Annotated in this window: 12 protein-coding genes; 5 read left to right on the top strand and 7 right to left on the bottom strand. The window is 65.7% G+C overall.

The window, feature by feature from the left end; genetic code table 11:
* Positions 1 to 3 precede the first annotated feature (3 nt).
* Positions 4 to 14,571, top strand: a complete 14,568-nt coding sequence (locus AC731_RS06400) for a PLxRFG domain-containing protein (RefSeq protein WP_062450063.1) — start codon at positions 4 to 6, stop codon at positions 14,569 to 14,571.
* Between the two features lie 18 nt (positions 14,572 to 14,589).
* Here AC731_RS06400 and AC731_RS06395 read toward each other — a convergent pair whose 3' ends face one another.
* The 5 genes from AC731_RS06395 to AC731_RS06375 all read right to left on the bottom strand — a co-directional run bounded on the left by AC731_RS06395 (position 14,590) and on the right by AC731_RS06375 (position 18,199).
* Entirely contained in the window at positions 14,590 to 14,955 is a 366-nt protein-coding gene (locus AC731_RS06395; protein ID WP_237266613.1) for a hypothetical protein, read from the bottom strand.
* Positions 14,956 to 15,259: 304 nt separating this feature from the next.
* Complete coding sequence (locus AC731_RS06390; protein ID WP_004255914.1) at positions 15,260 to 15,697, bottom strand: GatB/YqeY domain-containing protein; 438 nt, start codon at positions 15,695 to 15,697, stop codon at positions 15,260 to 15,262.
* An 84-nt stretch (positions 15,698 to 15,781) separates the two neighbouring features.
* Complete coding sequence (locus tag AC731_RS06385; RefSeq protein ID WP_048704170.1) at positions 15,782 to 17,140, bottom strand: GAF domain-containing protein; 1,359 nt, start codon at positions 17,138 to 17,140, stop codon at positions 15,782 to 15,784.
* Positions 17,137 to 17,631 (bottom strand): hypothetical protein, encoded by a 495-nt coding sequence (locus tag AC731_RS06380; protein ID WP_048704167.1) that lies wholly within the window; start codon positions 17,629 to 17,631, stop codon positions 17,137 to 17,139. Before AC731_RS06380 ends, AC731_RS06385 begins: the two co-directional genes overlap by 4 nt.
* Before the next feature lie 85 nt (positions 17,632 to 17,716).
* The gene (locus AC731_RS06375; RefSeq protein WP_004255905.1) at positions 17,717 to 18,199 is read right to left on the bottom strand and encodes a hypothetical protein; all 483 of its coding nucleotides are present in this window, start codon (positions 18,197 to 18,199) and stop codon (positions 17,717 to 17,719) included.
* A gap of 213 nt (positions 18,200 to 18,412) precedes the next feature.
* Here AC731_RS06375 and AC731_RS06370 point away from each other — a divergent pair, with 213 nt between their 5' ends.
* Complete coding sequence (locus AC731_RS06370; RefSeq protein ID WP_048704164.1) at positions 18,413 to 19,330, top strand: YihY/virulence factor BrkB family protein; 918 nt, start codon at positions 18,413 to 18,415, stop codon at positions 19,328 to 19,330.
* 19 nt (positions 19,331 to 19,349) lie between these two features.
* Here AC731_RS06370 and AC731_RS06365 read toward each other — a convergent pair whose 3' ends face one another.
* Both AC731_RS06365 and cobA read right to left on the bottom strand, forming a co-directional pair.
* On the bottom strand, positions 19,350 to 20,792 hold the full coding sequence (locus tag AC731_RS06365; RefSeq protein WP_048704161.1) for a putative nucleotidyltransferase substrate binding domain-containing protein: 1,443 nt from the start codon (positions 20,790 to 20,792) through the stop codon (positions 19,350 to 19,352).
* Positions 20,793 to 20,970: 178 nt separating this feature from the next.
* The gene (cobA, locus tag AC731_RS06360; RefSeq protein ID WP_205626642.1) at positions 20,971 to 21,876 is read right to left on the bottom strand and encodes a uroporphyrinogen-III C-methyltransferase; all 906 of its coding nucleotides are present in this window, start codon (positions 21,874 to 21,876) and stop codon (positions 20,971 to 20,973) included.
* Between the two features lie 231 nt (positions 21,877 to 22,107).
* Here cobA and AC731_RS06355 point away from each other — a divergent pair, with 231 nt between their 5' ends.
* From AC731_RS06355 to AC731_RS06345, 3 genes are all read left to right on the top strand, one after another.
* Positions 22,108 to 23,790 carry a nitrite reductase gene (locus tag AC731_RS06355; protein WP_004255893.1) on the top strand — a complete coding sequence of 561 codons (1,683 nt, stop codon included), beginning with the start codon at positions 22,108 to 22,110 and terminating at the stop codon, positions 23,788 to 23,790.
* Positions 23,791 to 23,897: 107 nt separating this feature from the next.
* Complete coding sequence (locus AC731_RS06350) at positions 23,898 to 24,461, top strand: NapC/NirT family cytochrome c (protein ID WP_004255888.1); 564 nt, start codon at positions 23,898 to 23,900, stop codon at positions 24,459 to 24,461.
* A 50-nt stretch (positions 24,462 to 24,511) separates the two neighbouring features.
* On the top strand, positions 24,512 to 25,387 hold the full coding sequence (locus tag AC731_RS06345) for an ethylbenzene dehydrogenase-related protein (protein WP_048704158.1): 876 nt from the start codon (positions 24,512 to 24,514) through the stop codon (positions 25,385 to 25,387).
* Positions 25,388 to 25,413 lie beyond the last annotated feature (26 nt).

Genomic DNA, 25,413 nt, shown 5'->3' with positions numbered 1-25,413 from the left:
CACATGAGCGAAGTCGACAAGTTTCTGGACAGCTACGAATCGAACAAGAACGGCGGCCAGAAGCCAGCCAGCACATCGGTTAAGCCGGCGAGCGAAGTTGACGCGCTGATGCAGACGGCTCCGCCGCAGGACAAAGGCTTTCTCGGTCACGCCCGCGACCTGGGCCTGTCTGCGGTCAAGTCTGCGATTGCCGTTCCTGAGACGCTTGTCGGCCTTGCCGACATTCCTGCCGGCGGCCGCGTTGGGAAGTTCCTGGAAAACGAAGGCGGCTCTTTCGGCTTCCGGCCGAAGGAAGCCAAGGAGATCCTTGGCGAGTTCAACACGGACCAGTACAAGGAGCAGCAGCGCCAATTCCAGGAGGTCGACGGCATCCTGGACAAGACGGCAGTCGCCATCCAGAACCCGTCCCTGATTGCGAACACCATTGTCGAGTCGGCAGCGCCGATGCTGGCCGGCGGCGTTACAGGACGCGCGGTGCGCGCCGTGGCGCCAAAGGTGGGCGCCGCTGCGGCCGGCGCGATCGGCGAAGGCACGATGATGGCCGGCGCGCAGGCCGAGGCCATCCGTCAGGAAACCGACGACGGGCTTCTGGCGCCGACGCAGGCCGGCGCCGCCGTGGCTACCGGCGCGCTCGGTACGCTGTTCGGCTACCTGGGTGGGCGCGTAGCGCAGCGCTTTGGCCTGGGCGACGTCGACACTATGATCGCCCAAGGCGCAAAGCCGCAGATTGTTGCCGGCGAGATTGCCAAGCTGCCGGCCAAGAGCATTCCGCGTCAAGTGGTCGAGGGCGCAATCTCCGAAGGCTTCCTCGAAGAACTGCCGCAGTCGATCTCCGAGCAGATCATCCAGAACCTTGCGCTCGACAAGCCGTGGAGCGAAGGCGTCGAAGATGCGGCCGTGATGGGCCCGCTGGCCGGCATGGCAATGGGTGGCGGTGCGTCGCTCTACAGCGGCATGACGCGCCCCGGGCCGCAGGATGGCGGGCTGCCGCCGCCGGCCGCCGGCAACGAGCCGCCCGCGGCGCCGCCACAAGGCTTCACTCCGACCGCCGAGCGTCCGGTCATCGACGAAGCCGCGCTTGGCCGTGCCGGCGTATTCCCGCCTGCACCCGCGCCGATCATCAACGAGCGTGCGCTCGAGCCGCTGCCGTCGCAGCAGATGGGCCTTGACCCTGCCGCCGGCCCGATGTCGGCCGCCGCTGCACTCGCGGTCGATACCGGCGCATCAGCGACGATGCAGCAGGCAGCGCAGGCTGTCGATCCCGAGACGGGCGAGATCATTGAGGCTGGCGCACGAGTCCCGGAGCAGAAGCAGGCGACCGACACGCCCGAGCAGATGCGCGAGCGCCTGGGCTTCATCGAGCAGCAGGCCCGCGTCAATGGCGGATGGGATCGCCGTCTCGCCGAAGAGCGAGATCGGCTTCAGGGTGAGCTTGCGAAGGCCGAGCCGGCTGGCAATCAAGAGCCGGTCAAGAACGAATCGCCCGCCGATACTGGGCTTGAGCTGACCCCGCCGGCGTTCGATCAAGAAGCGGCGCGCAAGGAGCTCGCCTCGCGCACGCCTGAGCAGTTGCAGTACCTGGCCGAGAAGGGCCGTCCCGGATGGAAGGAGGCGGCGCTTGCCGAGATCGAGCGCCGTGGCGCACAACCGGCGGTGGATACCTTGGGTGATACTGCAGGAGAAGGCCAAGGTGCGCCAAAGTTCGATCCAAAAGGACTGACGCCTGGAACCGCAGCGTATGAGGTCGCATTTCAAGAGTGGACTGACATTCAGGATGCTGCGCGAAAAAAAAATGAGGCGACTTCAAGGCGTGAAGAAAACGCTGTTGCAACAAAGCAGAGGAACGGATGGCGTTCAAGGGTTCGCTCGTGGTTTGAGGCGTCGAAAGACGGAGACGAGATTGTTGATAAAGGCACTGGGCAGGCGTATCGAGTCTTTGAGCGAGTGCGAAAGGACGGCACACAGGTAAAGACCCTCATCGCAGTTGATGAACAAGGTAGCCCGCTCCCTGAAGGGCGTGGCGCAACAGGCATCTCAAAAGTTGGCGATCGAATTGACGGCCTTGATGACAACTCTCTCGATCAAGACTTTGGCGCGGCGAACCTTGAAACGCCGGGCCAGCAGCTTTCTGCACACCTAGGGGCGCTTCTTGAGTCTAGCGAGGCCACTTTTTCACCGACTCAGGCGCCCATGGCGCCCGCGCAACCCGCAGCCGCCATGCAGCCGCGCGAGAAGGCGCAGGCGCCGGTTCAGGCCGGCGCCACGATCAACCCGGCCGCCGAGCAGCAGCCAGCCTCCTCCGGCGTCTCGCGCGAAACAGTGGATGCGGTGAAGGCTCAAACCGCCGAGATGCTTGCCAAGCGACTACAGGGCATGAAGGCTGGCGCAGTTAATCAGATCGCCGCACGCTTCCTGCCGACCATGGGCCTCAAGCCGACCGCCAGCAAGGAGCGCAACATCGCCCTGCTGACCGATGGCGCCAAGGTTAATCTGTTCGGCGTGGCCGGTGAGCTCGGCGTCGAGCTCTCCACGTCGTTCCGTCAGGCGCTCGAAGCAGACATGGCCGGCACCGTTGCCGACCGAGCCGCCGCCCCAGCCCCCAAGGAGACCGTCGTCAATGTGCCCCAGGCTCAACAAGTGGCTACGCAAGCAGAAGAAGCGCGCGGACAGGAGGGCGAAAAGGCAAAGTGGATCAAGGCCACCGTCGACAAGAGCCGACTGAACGGTAGCAGCGGCGTCCAGCTTGCGGTCGCGCCCAACGGTGGCGTGACGTTCATGGGGGACCCGAACACCAGCAAGGACGGCCGGGCGCTGCTGGCGAACTACGAGAAAGCGCTGGCAGCCGGCGCCACTCAGCAGGAAATCGCGGCAGCGCTCCAGGCACAAGCCGAGCGTGCCGATACTACCCAGGGCCGAGCGCAGCAAGGCAATCGGCCGAGCACATCCCAAGGTGCGCCCGTGCTCGAGCAGGACCGCAGGCCGATGCCGAGTGGCCTTTCATTCCCGTCCGAGCGCATCGTCACCAACGTACAGGGCGAGTTTGAGGCGCTGGAGGTTCAAGCATCGTCCATCGGCACGAGCGACGGCTATGTGAATTTCGGCAGCCAGTATCCTGACGGCCGCTACTACATCGAGTCGGCTGGCAAGTCGATTGGCTTTGCCAACGGCCAGTGGGGCGACGTTACGCCGGAAGGGCTGAAGCCGCGTGGCACATACGACCCGGACAAGCTCCAGACGGAAACGATCCGCGTGCTGGAAAGCGAGGGCGCCAAGCGCAGGAAAGCAGCGGACAACGAGATTGAGGCCGGCAGCAAGTCGGTGATCGAGAAGATGAAGGCGCGCAAGGCCAGCGCCAGTGTCAAAGAGTTCGCGCCGGAAACCGGAACGCTTGGCATTCCGCGGGCAGAAATGCCGCAGGTTCCGGCAAAGTCGCATGGCGGACTGGTCAAGCACCTGAACGCCCAAGGTATCTCGCACGAAACGACAAGCGTCGATGCGGCATCGCTCAAGCCGACGCAGGCCGAGTTCTCGCCGGAGAAGGTCGAGGCCGCGAAGACCGCCGCAGGCGACAGGGCTGTGATCGTTTCCAGCGACGGCCACATCGTCGACGGACACCATCAAGCCTTGGCTGCCGCAGAAGAGGGCAAGCAGGTAAAGGCCATCGTGCTTGATGCGCCGATCGACCAGGCGCTTGAGGCGGTGAAGAACTCGCCGAGCGCGCAGACGCAGGGCGCGCGCGGGCAGGAAGGCGCGCAAGAGAGCCGCGACAGTCTGATCGAGCGCTACAGAAAGGTCGAACTCTTCAGCGACGAGGAATATGCGCTTTCTGACCGCTTGGGCGAAATGACCCGCGCCGAGGTGAGCGCAAAAGTCGAGCGTGGCGAGATGCCTGTTTTCGACACTGGGCGCGACACTTTCGCAACGATCTCCCCGTCTGCGCAACAGCCAGGCAAGTTCCAGGTCACGCGCTACAACAAAGGTGGCGTATTTGGCGACACGCAATACGACACCATCGAGGCCGCGATCAGCGACAACCGATTTAAAAGTGCTCGCATCCTGACGGACGTAGAGGCTGGCGCCCGCTTTGCTGAGTCAATGGAGGCTGAATCCGAGTACCAGCGCAGGCGCGCAGAAGGCCAGTCGGCGACCGAGCAGGCGACTGGGCGGGCCGCCACTGACGCTGCCGCGCAGCCGCAGCAGCCGCAAGCGACGCAGGCGGACACGCAGGCCGCGCCCGAGTTCACGACCCTGAAGGGCCGCGACGGCAAAACCGTCACCGTGCGCACTGCCGACCTTGAAGGCGACCGCAAGCTGCTGCAAACCTTCACGAAGGACGGCAAGCGCAAGGCAACGAGGATTCACCGCGACAACCTTGACCAGGCCGGCGAGAAGCGCGAGCAAGGGGCGAAGGAGATCGCCGCCAATCCGCTGTTCAACGTCATCACCGCGAAGGATGGCAAGCCGTTCGCCGTCAAGGCCGCAGCCTCGCGCGAACTCAGCGCGCGTGGACTGGCTGAGACGCACGAGATTGTGTCGGCGAAAGACGCAGGCGTAGGCGACAAGGGGTACGTAGTCCAGCGGCGCAAGGCGGCAGAGCAGGAGGCAACCCACAAAGACCCCGGCCAGACCGCAGAGCCGGTCACGGCCCCCGTCATCGCCGAGGCCATCCAGAAGTCCGCGCGCAATACCGACTTCAATCCGGCTGAGGCAAAGGCATGGCTGATCGCCGAGATTGATCGCGCGATTGCGAACGTTCCTGCCGAGCATGCGGAACTTCAGGCTCAGATGGAGCGCGAGCGCAAGAACTACTTTGACCGCAAGGCCGCAGAAAAGAAGTTCGGCAAGGGCAGCAAGAAGATCGACGCGGCGAGCGATGCGTTCGACAACGCAAAAGACGAACGCATGGCAAGGCTTGCCGAGCAAATCGGCTTCGTAACCTTCGATGTTCCGGGCGACGGAAAATTCAAGGTGGTCAACACCGTCGAGAAGCTGGGTGAGTTCAAGGACAAGGTGAAGTCCTCGCCGGGCTTTGCGAAGAACCCTGATCGCCCGATGAGCTACGGGACAGGGCTGGCCGGCGGGCAGAATCTTGAGCAGGCCATCGCGGACGCCAAGAAATCCGGCCGCACTGATGACGTGCTCGCCGAGATCGGCAACGCCATCGAGGTCGCGCGGCTTCGCAACAAGGGCGATGGCGCACTGCTGACGCGCTTTCAGAAGGAGTCTGGCGGCAAGAGCTACGACGACTGGCGCGCGGAGCGTGAGGCCGAGGAAGAGGCGGCGGCACAAGCGGCGGCGCAGCGCGAGGCGAGCCGGCCGACTGAGGCCGAGCAGCAGGCGTTCATGGATCAGCTTCTGGCGGTCAACGCGGAGCCGGAGCTTCAGCGGCACTATGCCGCCCAACGTGCATACGCCGATCACCGCAAGCAGTTCCTCGCCAATTTCACAGGGCAGGAACTGCGCAAGCAAGAAAGGTTCGTCGAGGCCGCTGCGAGCAAATTCACCGCAGGTCGCATCATGGGGCTTCGCGGCGGGCAGACCGTTGAAGTCGCTGACGGCGCGCTCGGAGAAGGAGGCACGGCGACGGTCTACATGCTGGCGCCAAGCGGAGAGTTCGTTTCGGTCGAGTCGATACCGCTGGAACGGACTGCGCTGTATCGCGCATCGGAGGCTGGCGCGGGGCCGGCGCAGCAGGCCGAGGCAAAGCGGTACGCCGGCCCCGCCGACGTGGCTTCTCGCGCCGGCCAAATTGAGCTTGCGAACAGGGCGGGCACCATTGCTTCGCTGAAGGCCATGAACGCACAACTGCGCAGCATTGCGCCGGATGAGGCGTGGGCGGATGCGAACATCGAAGACTCGGCCGATCTTGATGCGATGCGCACGCAGATCAGCGAGGCGCTGGTGCGCGCCAGTCGTGCACAGCAGGCGGGGCAGGAAAGCCCCCTTCGCAAGCGACTGGAAGAAGCATCCGGGCAAGACCTGAAGGCGGTATTTGATGCGCTCGGCCTTGCTGGCGCGAGGATGACTCACGACGAGCGCGTGAACGCCCTCATGGCTGAAGACGCGCAGGAAGTGTCTGATGCGCTTGATGGCGTGCTCGCGGGTGCACAGGCCGACACCACCCCCGCAGAGCCCCCCGCCCTCTCCGGCCCCCGCCGCGACCCGACCAAGGTTTCCGCCTTTACTCCGTACAACGCGGGCGACGTGGTGACACTGGACGGCAAGGACTGGCAGGTCCAGCAGGACATGGGCGGCTGGTATCTGACCAGCACCGGCAACTGGCGCGGCATGCACCCGACGATCCAGAAGATCCGCGGCATGAATGAACTGATCGCAGAGATCGAGCAGGCGGCGACCGCGCAGGCCAAGGCCGCCGAGCCCGCTGACGCGCCGACCGAGGAAGAACCTCAACCTGCCTACCGTCTGACCTTCGATCAGTGGCTTGAACAGCAGTGGGCCGGCAATCGCTACCGCGACGCCTATCTGGAGAACGCCAACGGCGACGAGCGCAAGGCCAAGTACGCCGCAGCATCCGGCGGCGGCGAGTCCGAGGTTTCCGCGCGCGGCGCCTACTGGGCTGCGCTGATGGATGCGCCGCGCGACGCCGACGTGTCGCTGGAGATGTACGACGGCCTGACGGACGCTCAAAAGCGTGACGCCTCCCGTCACTTCTTCAAGCTCGATGATCTGGTGCGCGACCGCTATCAGCGCGAGGCGATGCAGAAGAAGGCGCAAGAGGATCGCATCGACCGCGAGGTGATTGCGCCGATGCAGGCCGAGGTGGATCGTCTGCGCTCCATGAACGAGCGCACCAAGTCGGGCACGGAAGCATGGAACAAGCGCGCGACGGACGCCGCGAACCTTGAAGGGCTGATTGCGGATCTTCGCGTGGGGCGTATCACGGCTGCGGAACTTCCGGCGAAGTGGCGCGGAGAGGAGGGTCGTCCTGTCGCAGAAGAAACTGACGAGGCGCCCGGGCAACCCGCCTCTGACCGCGACCAATTCATCGTCGAGCGCGTCGACGAGGATCAGCGCCAGACGCTCACCTTCAAGCGAGGCGAAACCGTCAAGGTGTCGGGCAAGTACCCGATGGAGACGGGTCAGATCGACGGCATTTCCAATGCGCGCCAGGAGTTCAAGGTTGGCGGCGCATGGCTGCCGTTCGGGTACGCCTACAAGACTGAGTACGACGAGTTCGCAGCGCCGCGCCGCGAACTGGAAGAGATGATCGCCAACGCGGAAAAGCGCATCGCCGACGGCACCGGCTTCCAGCGCGACGGATACCCGATCCGCGAGGCACGCGAGCACGCCAAGCGGTACGGACTCGAGGACTACGACGACACTCTGAACGACCTTGCGAAGCGCGGCCAGGCGACCTTTGATCGCGGCGTTGCCGAGGACCGCGCCCGCATGGCTGCCGCAGAGCAGACGGACCGCGAGCGCCGCGAGGCCGACGCCGCTGCCGATGCTGCGAAATACGCCGGCCCCGTCAAGATGACGATGGACGAGTGGAAGCGCATCGGCCGCGACTTCAAGAGCTTCAACGGCGGCAATCGCACGGTGATGCAGGACGGCAGGATTCGCCGGGTCGAGATCGTCAAGGAGAAGGTCGAGGCGCCCGCCACCGAGGCACCCGCAGGCTACGCCGCCCAGCATGAAGCGCTGATGGCGTCCGTACGCACCGGCAAGGCCACCCCCGAGGCGTTCAAGGCATCGTTCGAGCAGGTTGTCTCTAACGAGGCCGCCATCAAGGCCGAACTGAGCGCAAAGACCAAGGCCGAACTGCTGCGCGATGGCGGGCCGTACCTGCAAATGCGCTACGCCAACGAGAAGAAGGACGGCGTGGTCGACGCCGTCTATCGACAGATGATCGGCGAGTACGCACTTGGCGAGACCGTGAGCTACGGCATTGCGCGCGATAGCTACCAGAAAGCGGTGCGCCGCATGGTCGAGGCGACCGACGCCGACAAGCTGGCGCAGTACGTCCGTGACCGTGAGGCGGCCATTCGAGAGGCTGAGGTCCGCCGCACGGCGCGCGCTGAGGCAATGGCGAACCCGCAGACGCTCAACGACTACCGCAGCCTGATGAACGCGCATATCCGGGAAGGCAAGACGCGGCATGAGGCGTTTCTGATGCTGACCCCGGAGCAGCGCATCCGCTACGACGAACTCGAGGCTGAAGGTACGCGCGAGGCCCGCGAGGCGCGCAAGCGTGCTGCGCAAAATGAGGTTCGCGCAGCCGGCCAGACGACGGGCGGGCAGGTCATCGCCACCAAGCACACGCGCGACGGCCATGACCTCTTCGTCGTACAACTGGCCGAACGCCTGAGCAGGGAGGATTACAACACCGTGCTGGCCGGCGCAAAGCGGCTGGGCGGCCGGTATTCCGGGTTCCGTGGCAATGGCGCCGTGCCCGGCTTCCAGTTCAGGATGCGCGAGGATGCAGAGGCATTCCTGAAGCTGGCAGGCGGTGACGTTGCGGCAGCGAAGGATCAGGTCGAGCAGCGCCGCGACGCATTCGCTGACGACAGGAGCCAGACCGCGGCCGAGCGCTTGGCCGAGATGGCTGACCGCATGGAGCAGGATGCGAACGCCGAAGAGAGCCGCTACCGCAAGGCGAACACCGCGCGCCGCGCCCGCTTTGCCTCTGCTGCGCTCAACGCGGCGGCGGCACAGAAGGCAATGGCCCGGACGATGCGCAACATCGCGCAGGCGATCCAGGAGGGGCGTGCGAAGTTCCTCGATGCCGTGCGCACGCGCACGCAGGTTGAGGCGCTGCTGGGCTACGTGCGCACCGCCAAGGGCAATGAGCTGCGCGCAAAATACCCGAGCTACGCCGACCAGGAAAAGCGCAAGGGCGAGCCGGCGACCGCCGAGACAGCAGGCTTTGCTGACTTCCCGAGCTACACCGCGTTCCGCTCCGACCTTGCGATGCTCGGTCGCCAGATGCTTGAAATTGATGGCACGAAGAAGCTCGGCCAGAAACTGATGAGCGTGGCCGATGACGTGACCGACGCCTATCTCGAGTTCGCTCGGGACAACATCCGCGCGGTGTCGCAGTTCGGGCGCGGTGACGCGCTGGCCGAGTTCGCCAACCGCGAGAGCGCCGAGCGCGCCATCCGCCAAAGTGGACTTGTCGGCAAGGCCATCGTGCTGCCGATCAAGCGCGGCCAGAACCGCGTCATCCTGAGCCCGTCCGAGGCGATGAACCGCAAGGTGTGGGCGGGCGATGGCGACAAGCGCATCACCCTGTCGGGCGAGTTCGGCAAGGAACTTGTCGAGGCCATCGGCCGCCGCGGCAACAAGACGAACGGCCTTGCCGTGCCGTGGCAGTTCCAGAACGCCTACGACCGCCGCAAGCTGTTGTCGCGGATCGGTATCGAGACGCCCAGCGAGTTCCGTTCGGCGCTGCGCGAGGTGATCGCGCTGCAAGAGACCGCCGTGGCCAACAAGGTCCGCGAGATGGAACTCGCGATGGTCGGGCGCCGCGCGGACGGGCTGGACTTTTTCCCGACGCCGGCCGAGATCGCCGACCAGATGGTCGAGGCGGCGGACATCAAGCCCGACATGGCCGTGCTCGAGCCGAGCGCCGGCATGGGGCACATTGCCGACCGCATCCGCGAGGCAGGCGCAGAACCGGACGTGGTGGAGATTTCCGCCGAGCGCCGCGAGCTACTGGAGGAAAAGGGCTACCACCTCGCCGAGGTGAGCGACTTCATGAACATGGAGCCGCGCAAGTTCTTCACCTACGGCGACATCTTCCGCGCGCCCGATGGCAAACAAGGCATTCTGCGCGGCCTAGGGAGCATGGGCAGTCAGCGTGTTCGACTCGAGGATGAACAGGGCAATCGTCTTGGGCTGTACAACCGTGACGAGGTTGTAGGGGTGGCGCATCGCGGATCGTGGAGCGGCTACGACCGCATCATCATGAACCCGCCTTTCAGCGACCGCCGCGACGCCGAGCATGTGCAGCACGCATTCACGCTTCTGCGCCCTGGCGGCCGGATCGTGGCGATCATGGGCGAAGGGGTCTTCTTCGGTCAGGACAAGCGCGCACAGGACTTCCGCGACTGGCTCGATTCCGTGGGCGGCACGTCCGAGAAGCTGCCCGAAGGCTCGTTCATGGACCCGTCCCTTCCTGTGCAGACGGGCGTCAATGCGCGCATGGTGGTGATCGACCGCCCGGCCGTTGATGGCGGGGACAGGCAGCCGGGAGATGCTGACCCTGAAGTGGCCTTCTCGGCGACCTTCCAGCGCGATCGCAACGCACTGCTGACCGGCATCACCGAGAAGGGGCTGGTTCGCGCGATGCGCTTGCAGTTCGGTGGCCTGTCCGAGGTCACGCAGAAGATGCTTGAGCGCGGCCGAGCCGGCAAGCGTGGCGGCGCCGTGGTCATCAACACCGCGGACATGCGTGAAGTGGGTCGGATCGTGGCCGAGAAGACCGGCCGCAACCTCGATGCGACGATGCGCAAGTTCTCGACGGCTGGCGTCGTCAACGGCTTCTACGATCCAAAGTCTGGCCTGACCTTCCTTGTCGGCCCGAACCTGAATCCTGTCACCGCAACCGCTGTGCTGCTGCATGAGGTGATGCACGGCCAGCAGCGCCAGAAGATCGACCAGCGCGCGATGGAAATGGTGCGCGGCAGGGAGTCGGTGAAAGACCCGGCGATGCGCGGCTTCCTCGATCGCGTGGCGCGTCGCATGGCAATGGCCGGCGAGTCGAACAAGGCGTCTGAGGCATCCGCCTACATCGTCGAGCAGGCGGTGATCGAAGGCCGGAGCGCGGGCTACAAGTTCGCCGACAATGCCTTCGTGCAGTGGGCCGACAAGACGCTCGGGAAGCGCGTCGGTGACTTCCTGCGCTCGTTCGTGGGCATGATCCGTACCTGGATGCTGCGCAACGGGCTGGGCACGAAGACGATGAGCGTCGACGACTTCGTCGGCTACGCGATGGCTGGGCTGGATCGGGCCGCGGCAGGCGAGGTGCGGGCGGGATCGGCGACGGCTGCATCGGCCGGCGACAGCTTCAGCCGCTCAGTCGGCGACGCCCCTGTACAAGAAGCGCAGCGTGTGCAGTCTGCCATCGAGGGCAAGACGCTGATCGAGGCGGCGCAGTTCTTGACGCGATCGAAAGATGGCGCGAAGGCAGTTGTTTCGCAAAAGGTGCTGGAGAAGTTGCAGCGCCTTGAGAAAGCCGGCGTTGCGCTCGACCTGAAGATTGTCCACCGCGGCGACATGGCCCCCGCCAGCATGGCGAACTCGCGCGGTTACACGGAAACAGGGTTCGACGAGAAGGGCCGCGACATCGTTGTGTGGCTCAACGGCGCGGACATGACCGGCAGGGTCGGCGTGGAAGAAGAGGTTTTGCTGCACGAGCTGGTTCATGCCGCCACGGCCGGCATGGTTTTCTATGGCACGCAGAATCCAAATTCTCTGGCCGGCAAGCATGCGCGCGACCTGATGGCCGTGACTGATGCCATTGCAGAGCACATTCGCAAGCGCTTCGACGCAGCAGACGCCGGCAAGGCAACGCTCACCGAGTTTGAGCAGGACATGCGTGGCGGCGCAAACAACGCCTTCCGTAGCGACGATGAGGTGCTGGCGTGGGCGCTGTCGAATAGCGAGGCGCAAGCCTACCTGGAGACGATTCCGTATCGCTCTGGCTCGATGTGGTCGAACTTCGTTGAGGCAGTGCGAAACCTGCTGGGCCTGAGTTCGCGCAACGACACTGCGCTATCCGAGGTGCTGCGCGTGGCCGAGCGCATCCTGACTGACGACGCTCCGAATGCTGGTCGTGCGGCGTTTTGGCACAAGCGCAACATCAGGATGGCGCAGCAGCAGGTGCGGGGAAGCATTGTGCAGACTGCCGAGCGTGGCGCAGATGAATTGCAGTTCAGCCGCTCAGGCATGGATGGCGCCCAGGCGCTTGCCAAGAACATCGGCGATGGCCTGAAGTCCATCACGGTCCAAGACGTGAAGAAGGCCGGCAAGCACAAGCTGACTGACTGGCTGAAGCTGGGTTTGCAGTTCATGGGCCGCCGGCAACTGGTCGATGTGTATGGCGACGTGCTGCCGCTGGCCGAGTACGACCGCCTCGCCGCGCAGATGGAGGCCGACAAGAACGACGTGGGCGCCGCTGCCGACGACCTCGCGCGCCGCTGGGGCAAGCTGCCCGACGAGAGCAAGCTGGCCGACCTGATGCACGACGCCACCCTGGCGCAAATCGACGCCGACGACACGGTCGAGCACATGCCGGGCGACGATCTGCCCAAGAGCCACATGCTCAAGGCGCAATTTGCGCAACTCTCGCCGGAGGCGCAGAAGGTCTATCGTGAGGCTCGCGACCACTACCGCAAGCATCATGCGGAGGTGCGGCAGGCCATCACCGATCGGATCATGCGCAGCGAACTCCGAGAAGAGCGGCGCGCGGAACTCCTGAAGCGCATGGATGACGACTTCTTCAAGTCGATCAAGGGCGTGTACTTCCCGCTCGCCCGCTTCGGACAGTACGTCGTGGTGACAAAGGACGACACCGGCAAGGTTGCGAGCGTGTCGCGCGCCGAGACGATGGCCGAGGCGGAAGCCATGCGTCAGGAGATGGTCAAGGCGTTCCCGGCGAAGGACGGGTATCAGGTCGGGCGCGTCATTCTGAGCAAGGAGTTCATCGCGGGACGTGACATGGTCGGGCGCGGCTTCATGTCCGAACTGTTCAACGCGCTCGATGAGCAGCAGCTTGATCCTCGCGTGATGGCCGAACTGGAAGACACGCTGGGCCAGCTCTACTTGTCGTCGTTGCCCGATCTGTCGTGGGCGAAGCACGGCATCCACCGCAAGGGGACGCCCGGCTTCAGCCAGGATGCCCGCCGTGCCTTCGCGCAAAACACCTTCCACGGCGCGCGCTACCTTGCCAAGCTGCGGTACGGCGACCAAATGCAGGCCGAGCTTGATCGGATGCAGAAGCACGTCGACGAGATGAGCGCGCTTGAGGACTTCGACCAGCCGGCCGCGCAGCGCGTCGTTGACGAGATGAACAAGCGCCACGAGGCGATGATGAACCCGAAGAGCAACCCGCTCTCGACGGCGCTCACCAGCTTCGGCTTTGTCTACTACCTCGGCATTTCGCCGGCCGCCGCGATGGTGAACCTGTCGCAGACGCCGCTGGTTGCCTACCCGGTTCTGGGTGCCAAGTGGGGATTCAGGAAGGCTGGCGCCGCCCTGATGACGGCCTCGAAGGAAACGATGGAGGGCAAGAACGATCTTCGTTCGCGCCTGAAGAACGAGGATGAGATCGCCGCCTACGATGAGGCGGTGCGAACCGGCGTGATCGACGTCACCATGGCTCACGACCTCGCCGGCATCGCCCAGGGCGAGGACGCCAAGGTGATGTGGAAGATCCGGCCGGTGATGCGTGCTGCGAGCTTCCTGTTCCACCACGCCGAGCGCTTCAACCGGCAGGCCACATTCCTGGCCGCCTACCGTCTTGCGCGCGATGCTGGATCGAAGCACGACACGGCCTACGCGCAAGCGGTGAAGGCGACCTACGACGGCCACTTCGATTACTCGGCCGGCAACCGGCCGCGGGTGATGCAGGGCAACGTCGCCAAGGTTGTTCTGCTGTTCAAGCAGTACGCGCAGAACATGATCTACACGATCGCGCGCAATGCCTACCAGTCGGTCAATGGCGAGTCGCCCGAGGTCAGGCGCGAGGCGCGCAAGGTCTTTGCCTCGCTGATGACCATGCACGCGGCCGCGGCCGGCGTGCTGGGCCTGCCGATGGTTGGCACGCTTCTGGCGCTGGCCTCTGCGTTGGGCGGCAGCGACGATGAGCCGTGGGACGCCGAGGTTGCCTTGCGCAACATGCTGGCAGACGCCTTCGGGCCGAAAGCCTCCGAGGTGATCGCCCGCGGCTTCTCGCGCCTGACGCCGTGGGACGTCTCCGGGCGTGTGGGTTTGGACAAGCTGCTGCTGCCGGACGTGAATGAGAGCCTGGAGGGGCAGCGCTGGGCCGAAGCCTTCGCCACGGCCATGCTTGGTCCGGTGATCGGCATGGGTGTGAATGCGGCCAAGGGCGCGCAAAAGATGTCCGACGGCGATTACGCCCGCGGCCTGGAGGACATGCTGCCGATCTTCGCGCGCAACCCGATCAAGGCATACCGCCAGTACAGCGACGGCGAAGTCGACCGGACTGGCGTGGTCATCAAGGACGAGGTGAGCTTGGCTGGCGTGCTCGGGCAGGCGTCAGGCTTCTCGCCTTCCGAGATCCGCCTTGCCTTCGAGGGTCGCAGCGCGGTGATGAGCGCGGATCGACGACTCAACGAGCGACGCCAGGACTTGATGACGCAGTTCGCACGCGCCGCGATGGAGCAGGACCAAAGCGGCATGGACGAGGCACGCAGCGCGATAGCCGAGTTCAACAAGGTCAATCCCGGCCGCCGGATCACACCGCCGCAGTTGTGGCAGAGCGTGCGCAACCGGCAACGGCGCATCCGCGAGGCTGACGACGGCGTCTATCTGCCGCGCACCCGGCGCGACGCCCTTGAGGCGGGGAGGTTTGCAGAGGTGGGGTGATCGTAGGCGGGGGCGAGGCTACTTGCGCCTTGCCTCCGCTGCATCAAGGAAGTCTTCGACCTCAGACCTCGCCGGCTCGTCGTAGAGCTTCCTGCAGGCCGATGCAATGAGATGCGCAGCTTGATTGCTTCTCGTGCCCTTCGCCTTCTCGATCGTGCACTCTGCCCCCGACTTGAAGCTGAACAGGCCACGCCCTGCGCCTTGCTCAACTGAAAGAAACCCGCCAGGATTCGATTGCAGGCACAAGTGAAGGGCTGCGCGCGCCATCGCGTCGTTGTCCGCACCAGGAAGACGGCTGAGAAGGCAGTGCGCGAACCCGGCCGCGTCGGCAGTGGCGGGCAGGAGCATGATTACGGCGAAGGTTGGCCGAAGCACCCAGTTCATGCTCGAACTGTAGCAGAGCAGCGGCACAGTTGTGTCTGCGTGGCGAACATCGGCTGGGCGTCGATTCTCTGTCGGCTACATGGCGGCTACACCAGCAAGCAGGCCGCAGCCGAAACAGGCTATACGCCGCGCCGTACAAGGCAGAGCGCGAGCCGGCAAAACAGATCTACGCTGCGCTGCACTGAAGTCCGGGCGAGCTTTGCGCGGCGCGCGGCCTTGGGTGCAGCGCCCGCCTGATCCTCGGCCTGCCCGGCGCGACGCGGGCTCCGCCGCGAGGCGGGCGACGAGCCCGCCCGCAAGGGGTTCAGCCCAGCGCGGCCTTGACCCAGGCGTTGGCCTGCTTGGCATCGAAGCCGTTGCCGTACTTGGCCTTGAGTGCGCCCATCACCACGCCCATCTGCTTGGGACCGCGCTCGGCCAGGCCGGCGACGGTGTCGGCGATGAAGGCCTTCACCTCGTCCTCGGTCGCCATCGGCGGCAGGTAGGCGGTGAGGATCGCGGACTCCTGCTCCAGTGCCGCGCGGCGGTCGGCGTCCTTGATGACGCTCAGCGCTTCCTGGTTGTTTTTCAGGAACTTGCGGATGGTCTGCTGCACTTCGTCATCAGTGCTTTCGCGGTTGCCGGCGTTCTTGCCGACCATCTCGGCTTCGGCGATCAGGGTGCTCAGCAGCGTGGCGCGAATGCTGTCGGCCGCCTTGCGTGCGAGCAGGGAATCTTTCTTCAGTTGTGCCAGCAGGCTCATCGTGGGCTCCGGTTGGATTGAATGGATGCGCGCGAGTTTACCGCAGTGCCGGGGACGCACGCGCGTATCGCGCATCGGCCCCGGTCAGCGCGGGGCGAGGATGTCGACGAGCTCGACGGGGCGATCGACCCCGAGCCGAAGGCAGCCGCGGGCGGGCTTGTCGATGCGGATCGGGGCGCTCTTTTCCTGCAGGCGACGCGACAGCAGGATCAGTCGCGCCTCGAGGTTGTCGCTGAGGTCCGGCAGGCGGATGCGCGGGTCGAGACGCAGTTCGCGGTTCGTGAAGTGGGTCCGCCCCTGCTGCGTGTAGTCGTGCAGCAGGGTCCACAGGATCGCCCCGGCCACGCCCTTGATGAGGTAGTCGTCGTCGAGGAAGATGCTGTCGTTCTCCGCATAGTGGCGCACCGTCAGCGCCCGGCCCGCGGTGTCTGCGCCGTCGCCCGAAGCCTGCTCCGGGGCGCCGGGCCGGCCGGTGTCGTCCGCGGCAAGCTGCTGCAGCAGCTGGATCGCGCCGCCCAGACCGCCGGCAAGCGCCACCAGGGCGTCCTCGTCGTCGTAGCCGAAGCGTTGCTCGAGCGGGCTCTCGACGTAGAGCACGCCGACCAGCAGCCGGCCGGCGTGGATCGGCACTGCGAGCTGGCTGCTCGAGCGCGGCAGGCCGGGCAGCGGGATCTCGCCCGCGGCCGACACCAGCCCTTCGCGTGCGAGGCTGTCGCGGATGGCGCGGCCGTAGCTGTAGTCCGCCGCGAAGTGGCCGATGCGGATCGGCGTGCGCTCGCGCGCGGCGACACCGATCACACCGTCGCCCAGCGCGATCTCCGAACCGATGCCCGAGATCTCGTAGCCGCGGCTGGCGACGGTGTAGAGCCGGCCGACCGCCGCGTCCAGCATCAGGATCATCGCGTGGTGGATGTCGAAGCGCTGCTCCAGGCAGTCGAGCGTCTGCCCGAGCAGGCCCTCGAGGTCGGTGCAGCGGCACAGTTGTTCCGCGCTCGCGCGCAGTGCGGCAAGGAGGTTGCGGCGCGGGGGCGGGGCGGGCAGCGTCGCGCCCGGCACGCGTTCGATGCGCAATACGCGGTAGATGTCGGCGCCCAGCAGCTTGAACACGCCGGCCATGCCGGTGTGCGAAGCGATGCCGGCGAGCTTGGCCTTCATCGTCTCGAACAGCGGTCCTTCGGACTCGGTCCGCAGATACTGCAGCGAGAGCCGGTACTGCGCCGCGGTCCCTGGGTCGATGACGGCCACGCGCGCGAACGGAATGTCGAGGATGTTGCGGCGAGTGCTGTTGAAGAACTGCCACGACAGCGCGACATGTCGGGCATCCACGTACTGCACCTGCGACAGGTAGGCGACGTTGGGCGTACCGTCGGCCGCGACCGTGGCGATCTGGCCGGGAATGGCGCCGTCTAGGCAGTTGCGGATTGCGTCGAGGGCGATCTTCATCGCGCGCCTCGCAAGGCGGTCCCGGCTTCCGGGCCGGGCGTCTGGAAGTTGCCGCTGCTGGGCGTGAACGCCAGTGCGGTGAGTGCCTCGGGTGCGCAGGCGAGCAGGGTGCGCACCACCTCGACCGGGTAGCCCAGTGGCTCGAGCCGGGCAACGAAGCGATCGACATGGTGCTGCGCCCGCGCGGGGTCGCCCGGCTCGAGGGCCACCTCGCGTGCGTCCGTGCCCTTCAGCTGCAGGGTGCGATGGCTTTCGGGCTCGCTGAACACCGCGGCGACACGGCCCGTGCCGGCGACGTCCTGCAGCAGCGCGGCGGACGCGGGGCGTGAAAGCAGCAGCGTCACCGTGCGACGGTCCGCCGATACCCGGCAGCCGGTGGCGCGGGCGAGGTTGGGCAGCGCGCCGGGCTGGCAGGCGGCAGCACTGATCGACAGGCCGCTGCAGATGAAGGCAGCCTGCTCGGCACCGAGGAGGGGCGGCGGTTGAGCCATGGTGCTGCCACTATAGCCATCCGCACGGCCCTTCGAAAAGGCGAAAGACTGCCTGTCGCCGCCTGCACCGCATCGGGGGCGCTGCTCAGCGGGCGGGCGGCGGTGCCGGAAAGAGAATGGCGACGCCGGCCGGCTCCTGGCCCGGTGGCAGGTAGGCCGGCGCCGGCTGTCCGGCCGGGCCGAGCGCGCGCACGAAGCGGTACAGCGCACGCAGGTCGTCCTCCGCCATGTCGCGCAATGCGAACCAGGGCATCGGTGGGCGCGCCGTCTGCGTGCGCGCGGCGTCGACCCACTGCTGCTCGCTCATGGCCGCCATGCGCAGACGCAGGTTGGTCGGGTAGGTCGTGCCCCAGGGGCCGCGCCAGCCGACGGCATCGCCGGTGAGCCAGGCCTGCTCGGGCACCTGGCCACCGCTCATCGCGTAGCCCGGGGTGTGACAGTCGTTGCAGCCCGCGATGCGAGCGATGTAACGCCCCCGTTCGATCATGGCGGTGTCGTCGGCGTGGGCGCTGCCGACCCCGAGCAGGACGGTGATCGCGGACAGCGTGGTACGGAAGAGGGACTTCATGGCATTCGGCTCCTTGGCTGCGTTTCGTCGGGGATCAGTCCCGGCGAGCGATGCCAGTGTGGCGAATCCGGATGCTGCCGATTGCTAATTTGCGCCTCGGGGAATGCTAAGAATTTGCTAAGCGACGCGCGGGGCACCGATGGTGCGAGGCTTGCGCGACCGAGGTTGCGCCGGCCTAATGACGGCAGACTTCCAATCTGCGGGAATGGATGCATGAGCGACTGGATGCGGTACTGGATCAATGTGGCGCGGACGACGCTGCGCGTGTGGCTGGAGGCGCAGGTGTTCGTGCATGCCGCGGCGCTGGCCTTCTTCACGGTGTTCTCGGTGGCACCGGTGGTGATCGTGGCGGTGAGCGTGGTCGGCCTGGTGCTCGGCGAGCGTGCGGCGCAGGGCGAGATCGCGCTGCAGCTCGAATCGGCCATCGGCGCGGGGGCCGCGGCGGCGGTGCAGACGGCGGTTGAGAACAGCCGCATCGAGCACAGTGGCCTGCTGCCCACCATCGCCGGCTTCGGCGCCATGGTGTTCGGCGCGACCACGGTGTTCGCGCAGATGCAGGGGGCGCTGAACGCCATCTGGAGCGTGGCCCCGCGTCCCACCCGCAGCGGCGTGCTGCTCTATCTCAAGACTCGCCTGCTGTCGCTGACGGTGGTGCTCGCGATCGGTTTCGTGCTGCTGGTGTCGCTGATGCTGAGCGTGGCGGTGAGAGCGCTGGTGACCTTCGCCCAGGACTGGTTGCCGGTGCCGGGTTTCGTGCTGCTGGGGATGGACTGGGCGGTGTCGCTGGTGGTGGTGACGCTCCTGTTCGCCACCATCTTCCGCGTGCTGCCCGACGTGGTGCTGGGCTGGCGCGACGTCTGGCTCGGCGCGCTGGTCACCGCGCTGCTGTTTGCGCTGGGGCGCGCGCTGATCGCGCTGTACCTGTCGACCACGGCGACCGCCTCCACCTATGGCGCCGCGGGCTCGCTGGTACTGCTGCTGATGTGGGTGAATTACTCCTCGCTGATCCTGTTGTTCGGCGCTGCCTTCACCCGCGCCACGGTCGAGGCCGCGGGGCGGCCGATCGTTCCCCGGCCCACCGCGGTGCGCATTGCGCGCACTGTGGTGCAGGACGAGGGACCGTCTGCCTGACCGCGGCGTAGTGGCGGGGTCAGTTGCGCAGCAGGTGCAGGCGGAAGTGGTGCTTGATGAAACCCTGGAACTTCGCGACCTGCTCCAGTGCCAGCCGCAATTCGCCCTGCTGCATCACGTTGAGCATGTCTATCGACACGTAGTTGGTCGGCGTCTCGCCGGCGCGTAGCGCCTCGACATGGCCGCGCAGGCGGGTCATGACGAGGAAGTCGAAGCTGGCGAGCAGGTTCTTGGCATCCTCGGGCTTGATGACGCCCGCTGCCGTCAGCGCCTCGATGCGATCGTGGGTGGTGCCGTCCAGTGCATGGGCCTCGATTGCCAGCGCCTTCACGCCGTCGGTGATGGCGAAGATGCCCGCCTTCTTGATGTCGAGCCGACCCCGGTGCGGGCCGGACTTCTCCAGCTTGACCTTGCCGAACCAGCCCAGCGGGGGCAGGAAGTTGGTCATGTTCTGCGCCATGCGCATCAGGAAGCCCTGGTCCTCGCTCAGGGTGGCGAACGCGTGCTCCTTGAGCGCCCGGACGAGGTCGCTGCGGCCATACAGCGCGCGCAGGTCCATGAACATGCTGCCGGTCATCACGTTGTCGGGCGTGGGCGTCGACAGCCAGCGGTTGAGCTCCATCTTCCAGCCCGACAGGCTGCGGCGCCACGGCGGATTCTTCGCCATGATGCCGCCGGGGCAGGGCGGCACGCCGATCGAGATCAGGGCCTCGATGAGTTCGTGCGAGAACGCCTCGAGCCGGGCGATCTCGTCCGCGCCCAGCGTGTCGGCGTAGATGATCGCGTTGTCCTGGTCGGTGGACAGGGTCTGCTCCCCACGGCCCTCGCTGCCCATGACGACGAAGGCGAAGTCGTCGGTGAGGTCGGCGTACTTGTCGGCGCGCAGCAGCGCGATGAGGCGGATGAGCACCTGGTCGTTGAGGTTGGCGATGAGCTTGACCATGTCGCGGATCGGGATGCCGGTGCCCGACAGGTGCAGCACCAGCGCCTGGATGCGGCTGTGCAGCGTGCGCAGGTCGTCGATCGAGCCAGCCTTCTCGATGTCGAGCACGAGCTGGTGCGGCGAGTGCGCCTGCAGGCGCAGGATGTCGGTGTCGGTGATGATGCCGGACAGCGCGCCCGCGTCGTCGACCACCACCAGACGGTGGATCTTCAGGCGCGACATGCGGTACAGCGCCTCGTACAGCACATCGTCCTCGCCGATGGTGGCAAGGGGCGAATGCATGACGTCGCCGACCTTCAGCTCGACCGGCGAGCGCCCGGGGGCCACGACCTTGTTGCGCAGGTCGCGGTCGGTGAAGATGCCATGCGGCCTGCCGTCCTCGAGTACGACCATGCTCGAGATGTTGCGCTCGCGCATGATGGCCACGGCCGACACCAGCGGATCATCCGCCCTGCAGGTCATGACGCTGCGCTGGCAGAAATCGCGTACGGGACGGAAAAACTGGTTCTCTTCGGCCATGGGCGGCATCCGCGGAAGGTTGGGTATGGACGGCAAATTATACCCATGGCACGAGTGCAGCTATTGCGCGGGATCAGCCTTGTCATGGCGTGTTCGCGCCGCCCGCCGCGCTGGAATCGCGATGCGTGGCGGGCGGCTCGACTGTCCGGGGGCTTTCGGGGTTTCGGCCGCGCGTCGGCTAGTTGCCACCGTGCGCTGCCAGCGCACAGGCCGCCTGCACGGTGGCGTCACCCACGCTGACGACATCGCCGATCATGATCAGCGCGGGCGGGCGCAGGCCCGCCTCGCGCACGGCCGTCGGTAGCTCGCCCAGGGGGCTGGAGACGCCCCGCTGCTCGGGTGTCGTGGCCCCGTGAATGACGGCGGCGGGCGTTTCGGCGGGCAGGCCATGGGCGACGAGTTCGCGGCAGATGATGTCGAGCGCGCCCAGCCCCATGTAGATCACGACGGTCTGGTTCGGGCGCGCCAGTGCATCCCAGTCGAGGTCGACGGTGTCGTCCTTGAGGTGGCCGGTGGCGAAAACCAGGGTCTGGGCGTGCTCGCGATGGGTGAGGGGGATGCCGGTGGTCGCGCCCGCGCCCGCTGCGGCGGTGATGCCGGGTACCACCTCGCAATGCAGGCCGGCGGCCTGCAAGGCCTGCATCTCCTCTCCGCCACGGCCGAAGATGAACGGATCGCCGCCCTTCAGGCGCACCACGCGCAGGCCTTCGCTCGCCAGATCGACCAGCAGCTGGTTGATCTCGTGCTGGGGGAGGGCGTGATTGCCGGCTTCCTTGCCCGCATACACGCGGCGGGCCGAGGCCGGAATCAGTTCCAGCACCGCCTTGCCGACCAGATGGTCGTAGACGACCACTTCTGCCGATGCGATCAAGCGTGCGGCCTTCAGCGTCAGCAGGTCCGGATCGCCGGGGCCGGCGCCCACCAGGAACACACAGCCCGCCCGGCGGTCCGCGACGACGCTTCGTTCCTTGGGGGCGCTGACGCTGTTGTTGTGCTGAGAGACCGTCGTGCCTCTGGCCTGTCGGGCCGGGCCGGCCTCAACGGATTTCAGGGTGGCCGTTTGATCGAGGGTGGCTGCGTACATGGGCGGCTCCGGCATGTCCAGGAGAATCCGGGATGGGCCGCGTACGCCGGCTTCCCGAATATCGTCTTTTCCTTATTCAATCAGCAATTTGGGGGTGCTGATCGGGTGACGGAACTGTATCCCCACAAGCCGTGGGGAAAATTAACTCAAATCAAGGATTGCAAGCCCCTTGCAAACGAATACTGGCGCCGCTGTGTTGTTCCACGTCCCGTGATGCTTAAGGAGAGGGAAATGCAAAACAAGAGTTGGATCGGCAAAACCCTGGCGCTGGCAATTCTGCCGATGGCGCTTGGCAGTGCCTGGGCGCAGACCGCGCCGCAGTTGACGCCCGACGAGATGGCCAAGGCGAAACAGATCTACTTCGAACGCTGTGCCGGCTGCCACGGCGTGCTGCGCAAGGGCGCCACCGGCAAGAACCTCGAGCCGCACTGGGAGAAGACGCTGGCCGACGGCACCAAGATGGAAGGCGGCACCCTCAAGCTGGGTACCGATCGTCTCGAGAAGATCATCGCCTACGGCACCGAAGGCGGCATGGTCAACTACGACGACATCCTGACCAAGGAAGAGATCAACCTGATGGCGCGCTACATCCAGAATGAGCCGCCGATCCCGCCCGAGTTCTCGCTCAAGGACATGAAGGACAGCTGGAAGCTGCTCGTTCCGGTCGACCAGCGTCCGACCAAGCAGATGAACAAGGTCAACCTGAAGAACGTGTTCGCGATCACGCTGCGCGACGCGGGCAAGCTGGCCCTGGTCGATGGCGACACCCACAAGATCTGGAAGGTCCTCGACACCGGCTACGCGGTGCACATCTCGCGCCTGTCGGCCTCGGGTCGCTACGTCTACACCGTCGGTCGCGATGGCCTGACCACCATCATCGACATGTACTACGAGGAGCCGACCACCGTCGCCACCGTGCGCCTGGGTTCGGATGCCCGTTCGGTCGATACCTCCAAGTTCAAGGGCTTCGAAGACAAGTACCTGATCGGTGGCACCTACTGGCCGCCCCAGTACTCGATCATGGACGGCGAGACGCTTGAGCCGATCAAGGTCGTCTCGACCCGTGGCCAGACCGTCGACGGCGAGTATCACCCGGAGCCGCGCGTAGCCTCCATCGTGGCCTCGCTGACCAAGCCGGAGTGGGTGGTCAACGTCAAGGAAACCGGCATGATCCTGCTGGTGGACTACAGCGACATCAAGAACCTGAAGACCACCACCATCGAGTCCGCCAAGTTCCTGCATGACGGCGGCTGGGATGCCTCGGGGCGCTACTTCATGGTCGCGGCCAACGCGTCGAACAAGGTTGCCGCAGTCGATACCAAGACCGGCAAGCTGGCCGCCCTGGTCGACACCGCCAAGATCCCGCACCCGGGTCGCGGCGCCAACTTCGTCCATCCGCAGTTCGGTCCCGTGTGGTCGACCGGCCACCTCGGCGATGCCGTCGTGTCCCTGATCTCCACCCCGTCCGACGACGCCAAGTTCTCCAAGTACAAGGAGCACAACTGGAAGGTCGTCCAGGAACTGAAGATGCCGGGCGCGGGCAACCTGTTCGTCAAGACGCATCCGAAGTCCAAGAACTTCTGGGCTGATGCGCCGATGAACCCCGAGCGTGAGATCGCCGAGTCGGTGTTCGTGTTCGACAAGGCCGACCTGTCGAAGGAGCCGGTGCGCATCGACGTCGCCAAGGATTCCGGTCTGCCGGAAAGCAAGGCGATCCGTCGTGCCGTCCAGCCCGAGTACAACGAGGCGGGCGACGAAGTGTGGATCTCGCTGTGGGGCGGCAAGACGGACCAGTCGGCCATCGTGATCTACGACGACAAGACGCTGAAGCTGAAGAAGGTCATCACCGATCCGTCGATCGTGACCCCGACCGGCAAGTTCAACGTCTACAACACGATGCACGACGTCTATTGATCGCCTAGCCGATCATTGACCCGGACCCCCGCGCCTCGGCGCGGGGGCACGAGGGGACTCCCATGACAGATCGAGACAGCTCCAAACAACAAGATTCCGGCGGCCTCATGGCCCGCCTGCGCCGGCCTTCCACGAAGTATTCGCTGGGTGGCCTTTTGTCTGTCGGCATCCTGCTTGGCGTGCTTTTCTGGGGCGGTTTCAACACCGTGCTGGAGGCCACCAACACCGAGACGTTCTGCATCTCGTGCCACGAGATGGAGGTCAATGTTTACAAGGAGTACAAGGAAACCATCCACTACAACAACCGCACCGGTGTGCGCGCCACCTGTCCCGACTGCCACGTGCCCAAGGACTGGACGCACAAGATGATCCGCAAGGTCCAGGCCTCGCGCGAGGTGTGGGGCAAGCTGACCGGCTCCATCGATACGCCGGAGAAGTTCGAGGCCAAGCGCCTGACGCTCGCACGCAGCGAATGGGCGCGCATGAAGGCGGCCGATTCGCGTGAATGCCGCAACTGCCACAGCTTCGAGAGCATGAAGCCCGAGATGCAGAAGCAGCGCGCACGCAAGCAGCACGAGATGGCCATCGAGGACAAGATGACCTGCATCGACTGCCACAAGGGCATCGCGCATCACAAGCCCCAGGGCATGACCGAGGAAGACGAGATGTGACGCGCCGTGGCGCGACGCGTGCTCGACCCATCCACAGTGAGGAATCGACCATGAAGAAAACAATGATTGCAGGTGCCCTCGGTACCGTTCTCGCCTTCGCTGCCGGTTCGGCCCTGGCGGCCGCGCCGGCCGACTGGAGCAAGGTTGCGGCCAAGGACATCACCTTGTTCTACCCGGGCGTGTCGCCGCTGGAGTGGATCCAGAAGGGCACCGAGCACGGCGGCGCCCGCGCGCTGAAGAAGGGCGAGACCTGTGCCGACTGCCACCACGAAGAGGCAGCGGACATGGGCAAGAAGATGGCCAGCGGCCAGAAGATCGAACCCAGTCCGATCGCCGGCAAGGCGGCCTTCATTCCGGTGAAGGTGCAGGCTGCGCACGACGGTGCCAACCTCTACCTGCGCTTCTCGTGGAAGCAGCCCGCGGCCTCGGGCGCCGCCAAGATGGACGACAAGAACCCGGTCAAGATCGCCTTCATGCTCGAGTCCGGCGGCAAGGTCGAGCTCGCCGACCAGGCCGGCTGCTGGGCGACCTGCCACCAGGATTCGCGCACCATGCCGGGCGCAGCCGACACCAAGACCAAGTACGTCAAGGGCGCGTCGCTGGCCGAAGGCAAGTTCTACGACCTGTATCAGTGGCGCAGCGGCGAGAAGAAGGGCTTCGATGGCCACGTGGCCGAGTCGCGCGTGATGGAAGGCGGCACCGCGCTGGTCAGCGCCGAAGGCAAGCAGGACGGCGACAACTGGACGGTGGTGTTCACCCGCAAGCTGGCCGGCGGGCAGGGTGACGTGGCGCTGGAAGCGGGCAAGACCTACAACTTCGGCTTCGCCATCCACGACGACAGCGCAGCGGGCCGATTCCACCATGTTTCGCTGGGCTACAAGCTGGGCATCGACGCCCAGGCCGACATCACGGCGGCGAAGCAGTAAGGTTGCAGGGACCTTGAAGTGCTTGC

The organism is Thauera humireducens (assembly GCF_001051995.2).
Classification (GTDB): domain Bacteria; phylum Pseudomonadota; class Gammaproteobacteria; order Burkholderiales; family Rhodocyclaceae; genus Thauera; species Thauera humireducens.
The sequence above is the reverse complement of the archived record's forward strand: the minus strand, read 5'-3'. Positions and strand labels throughout refer to the sequence as shown.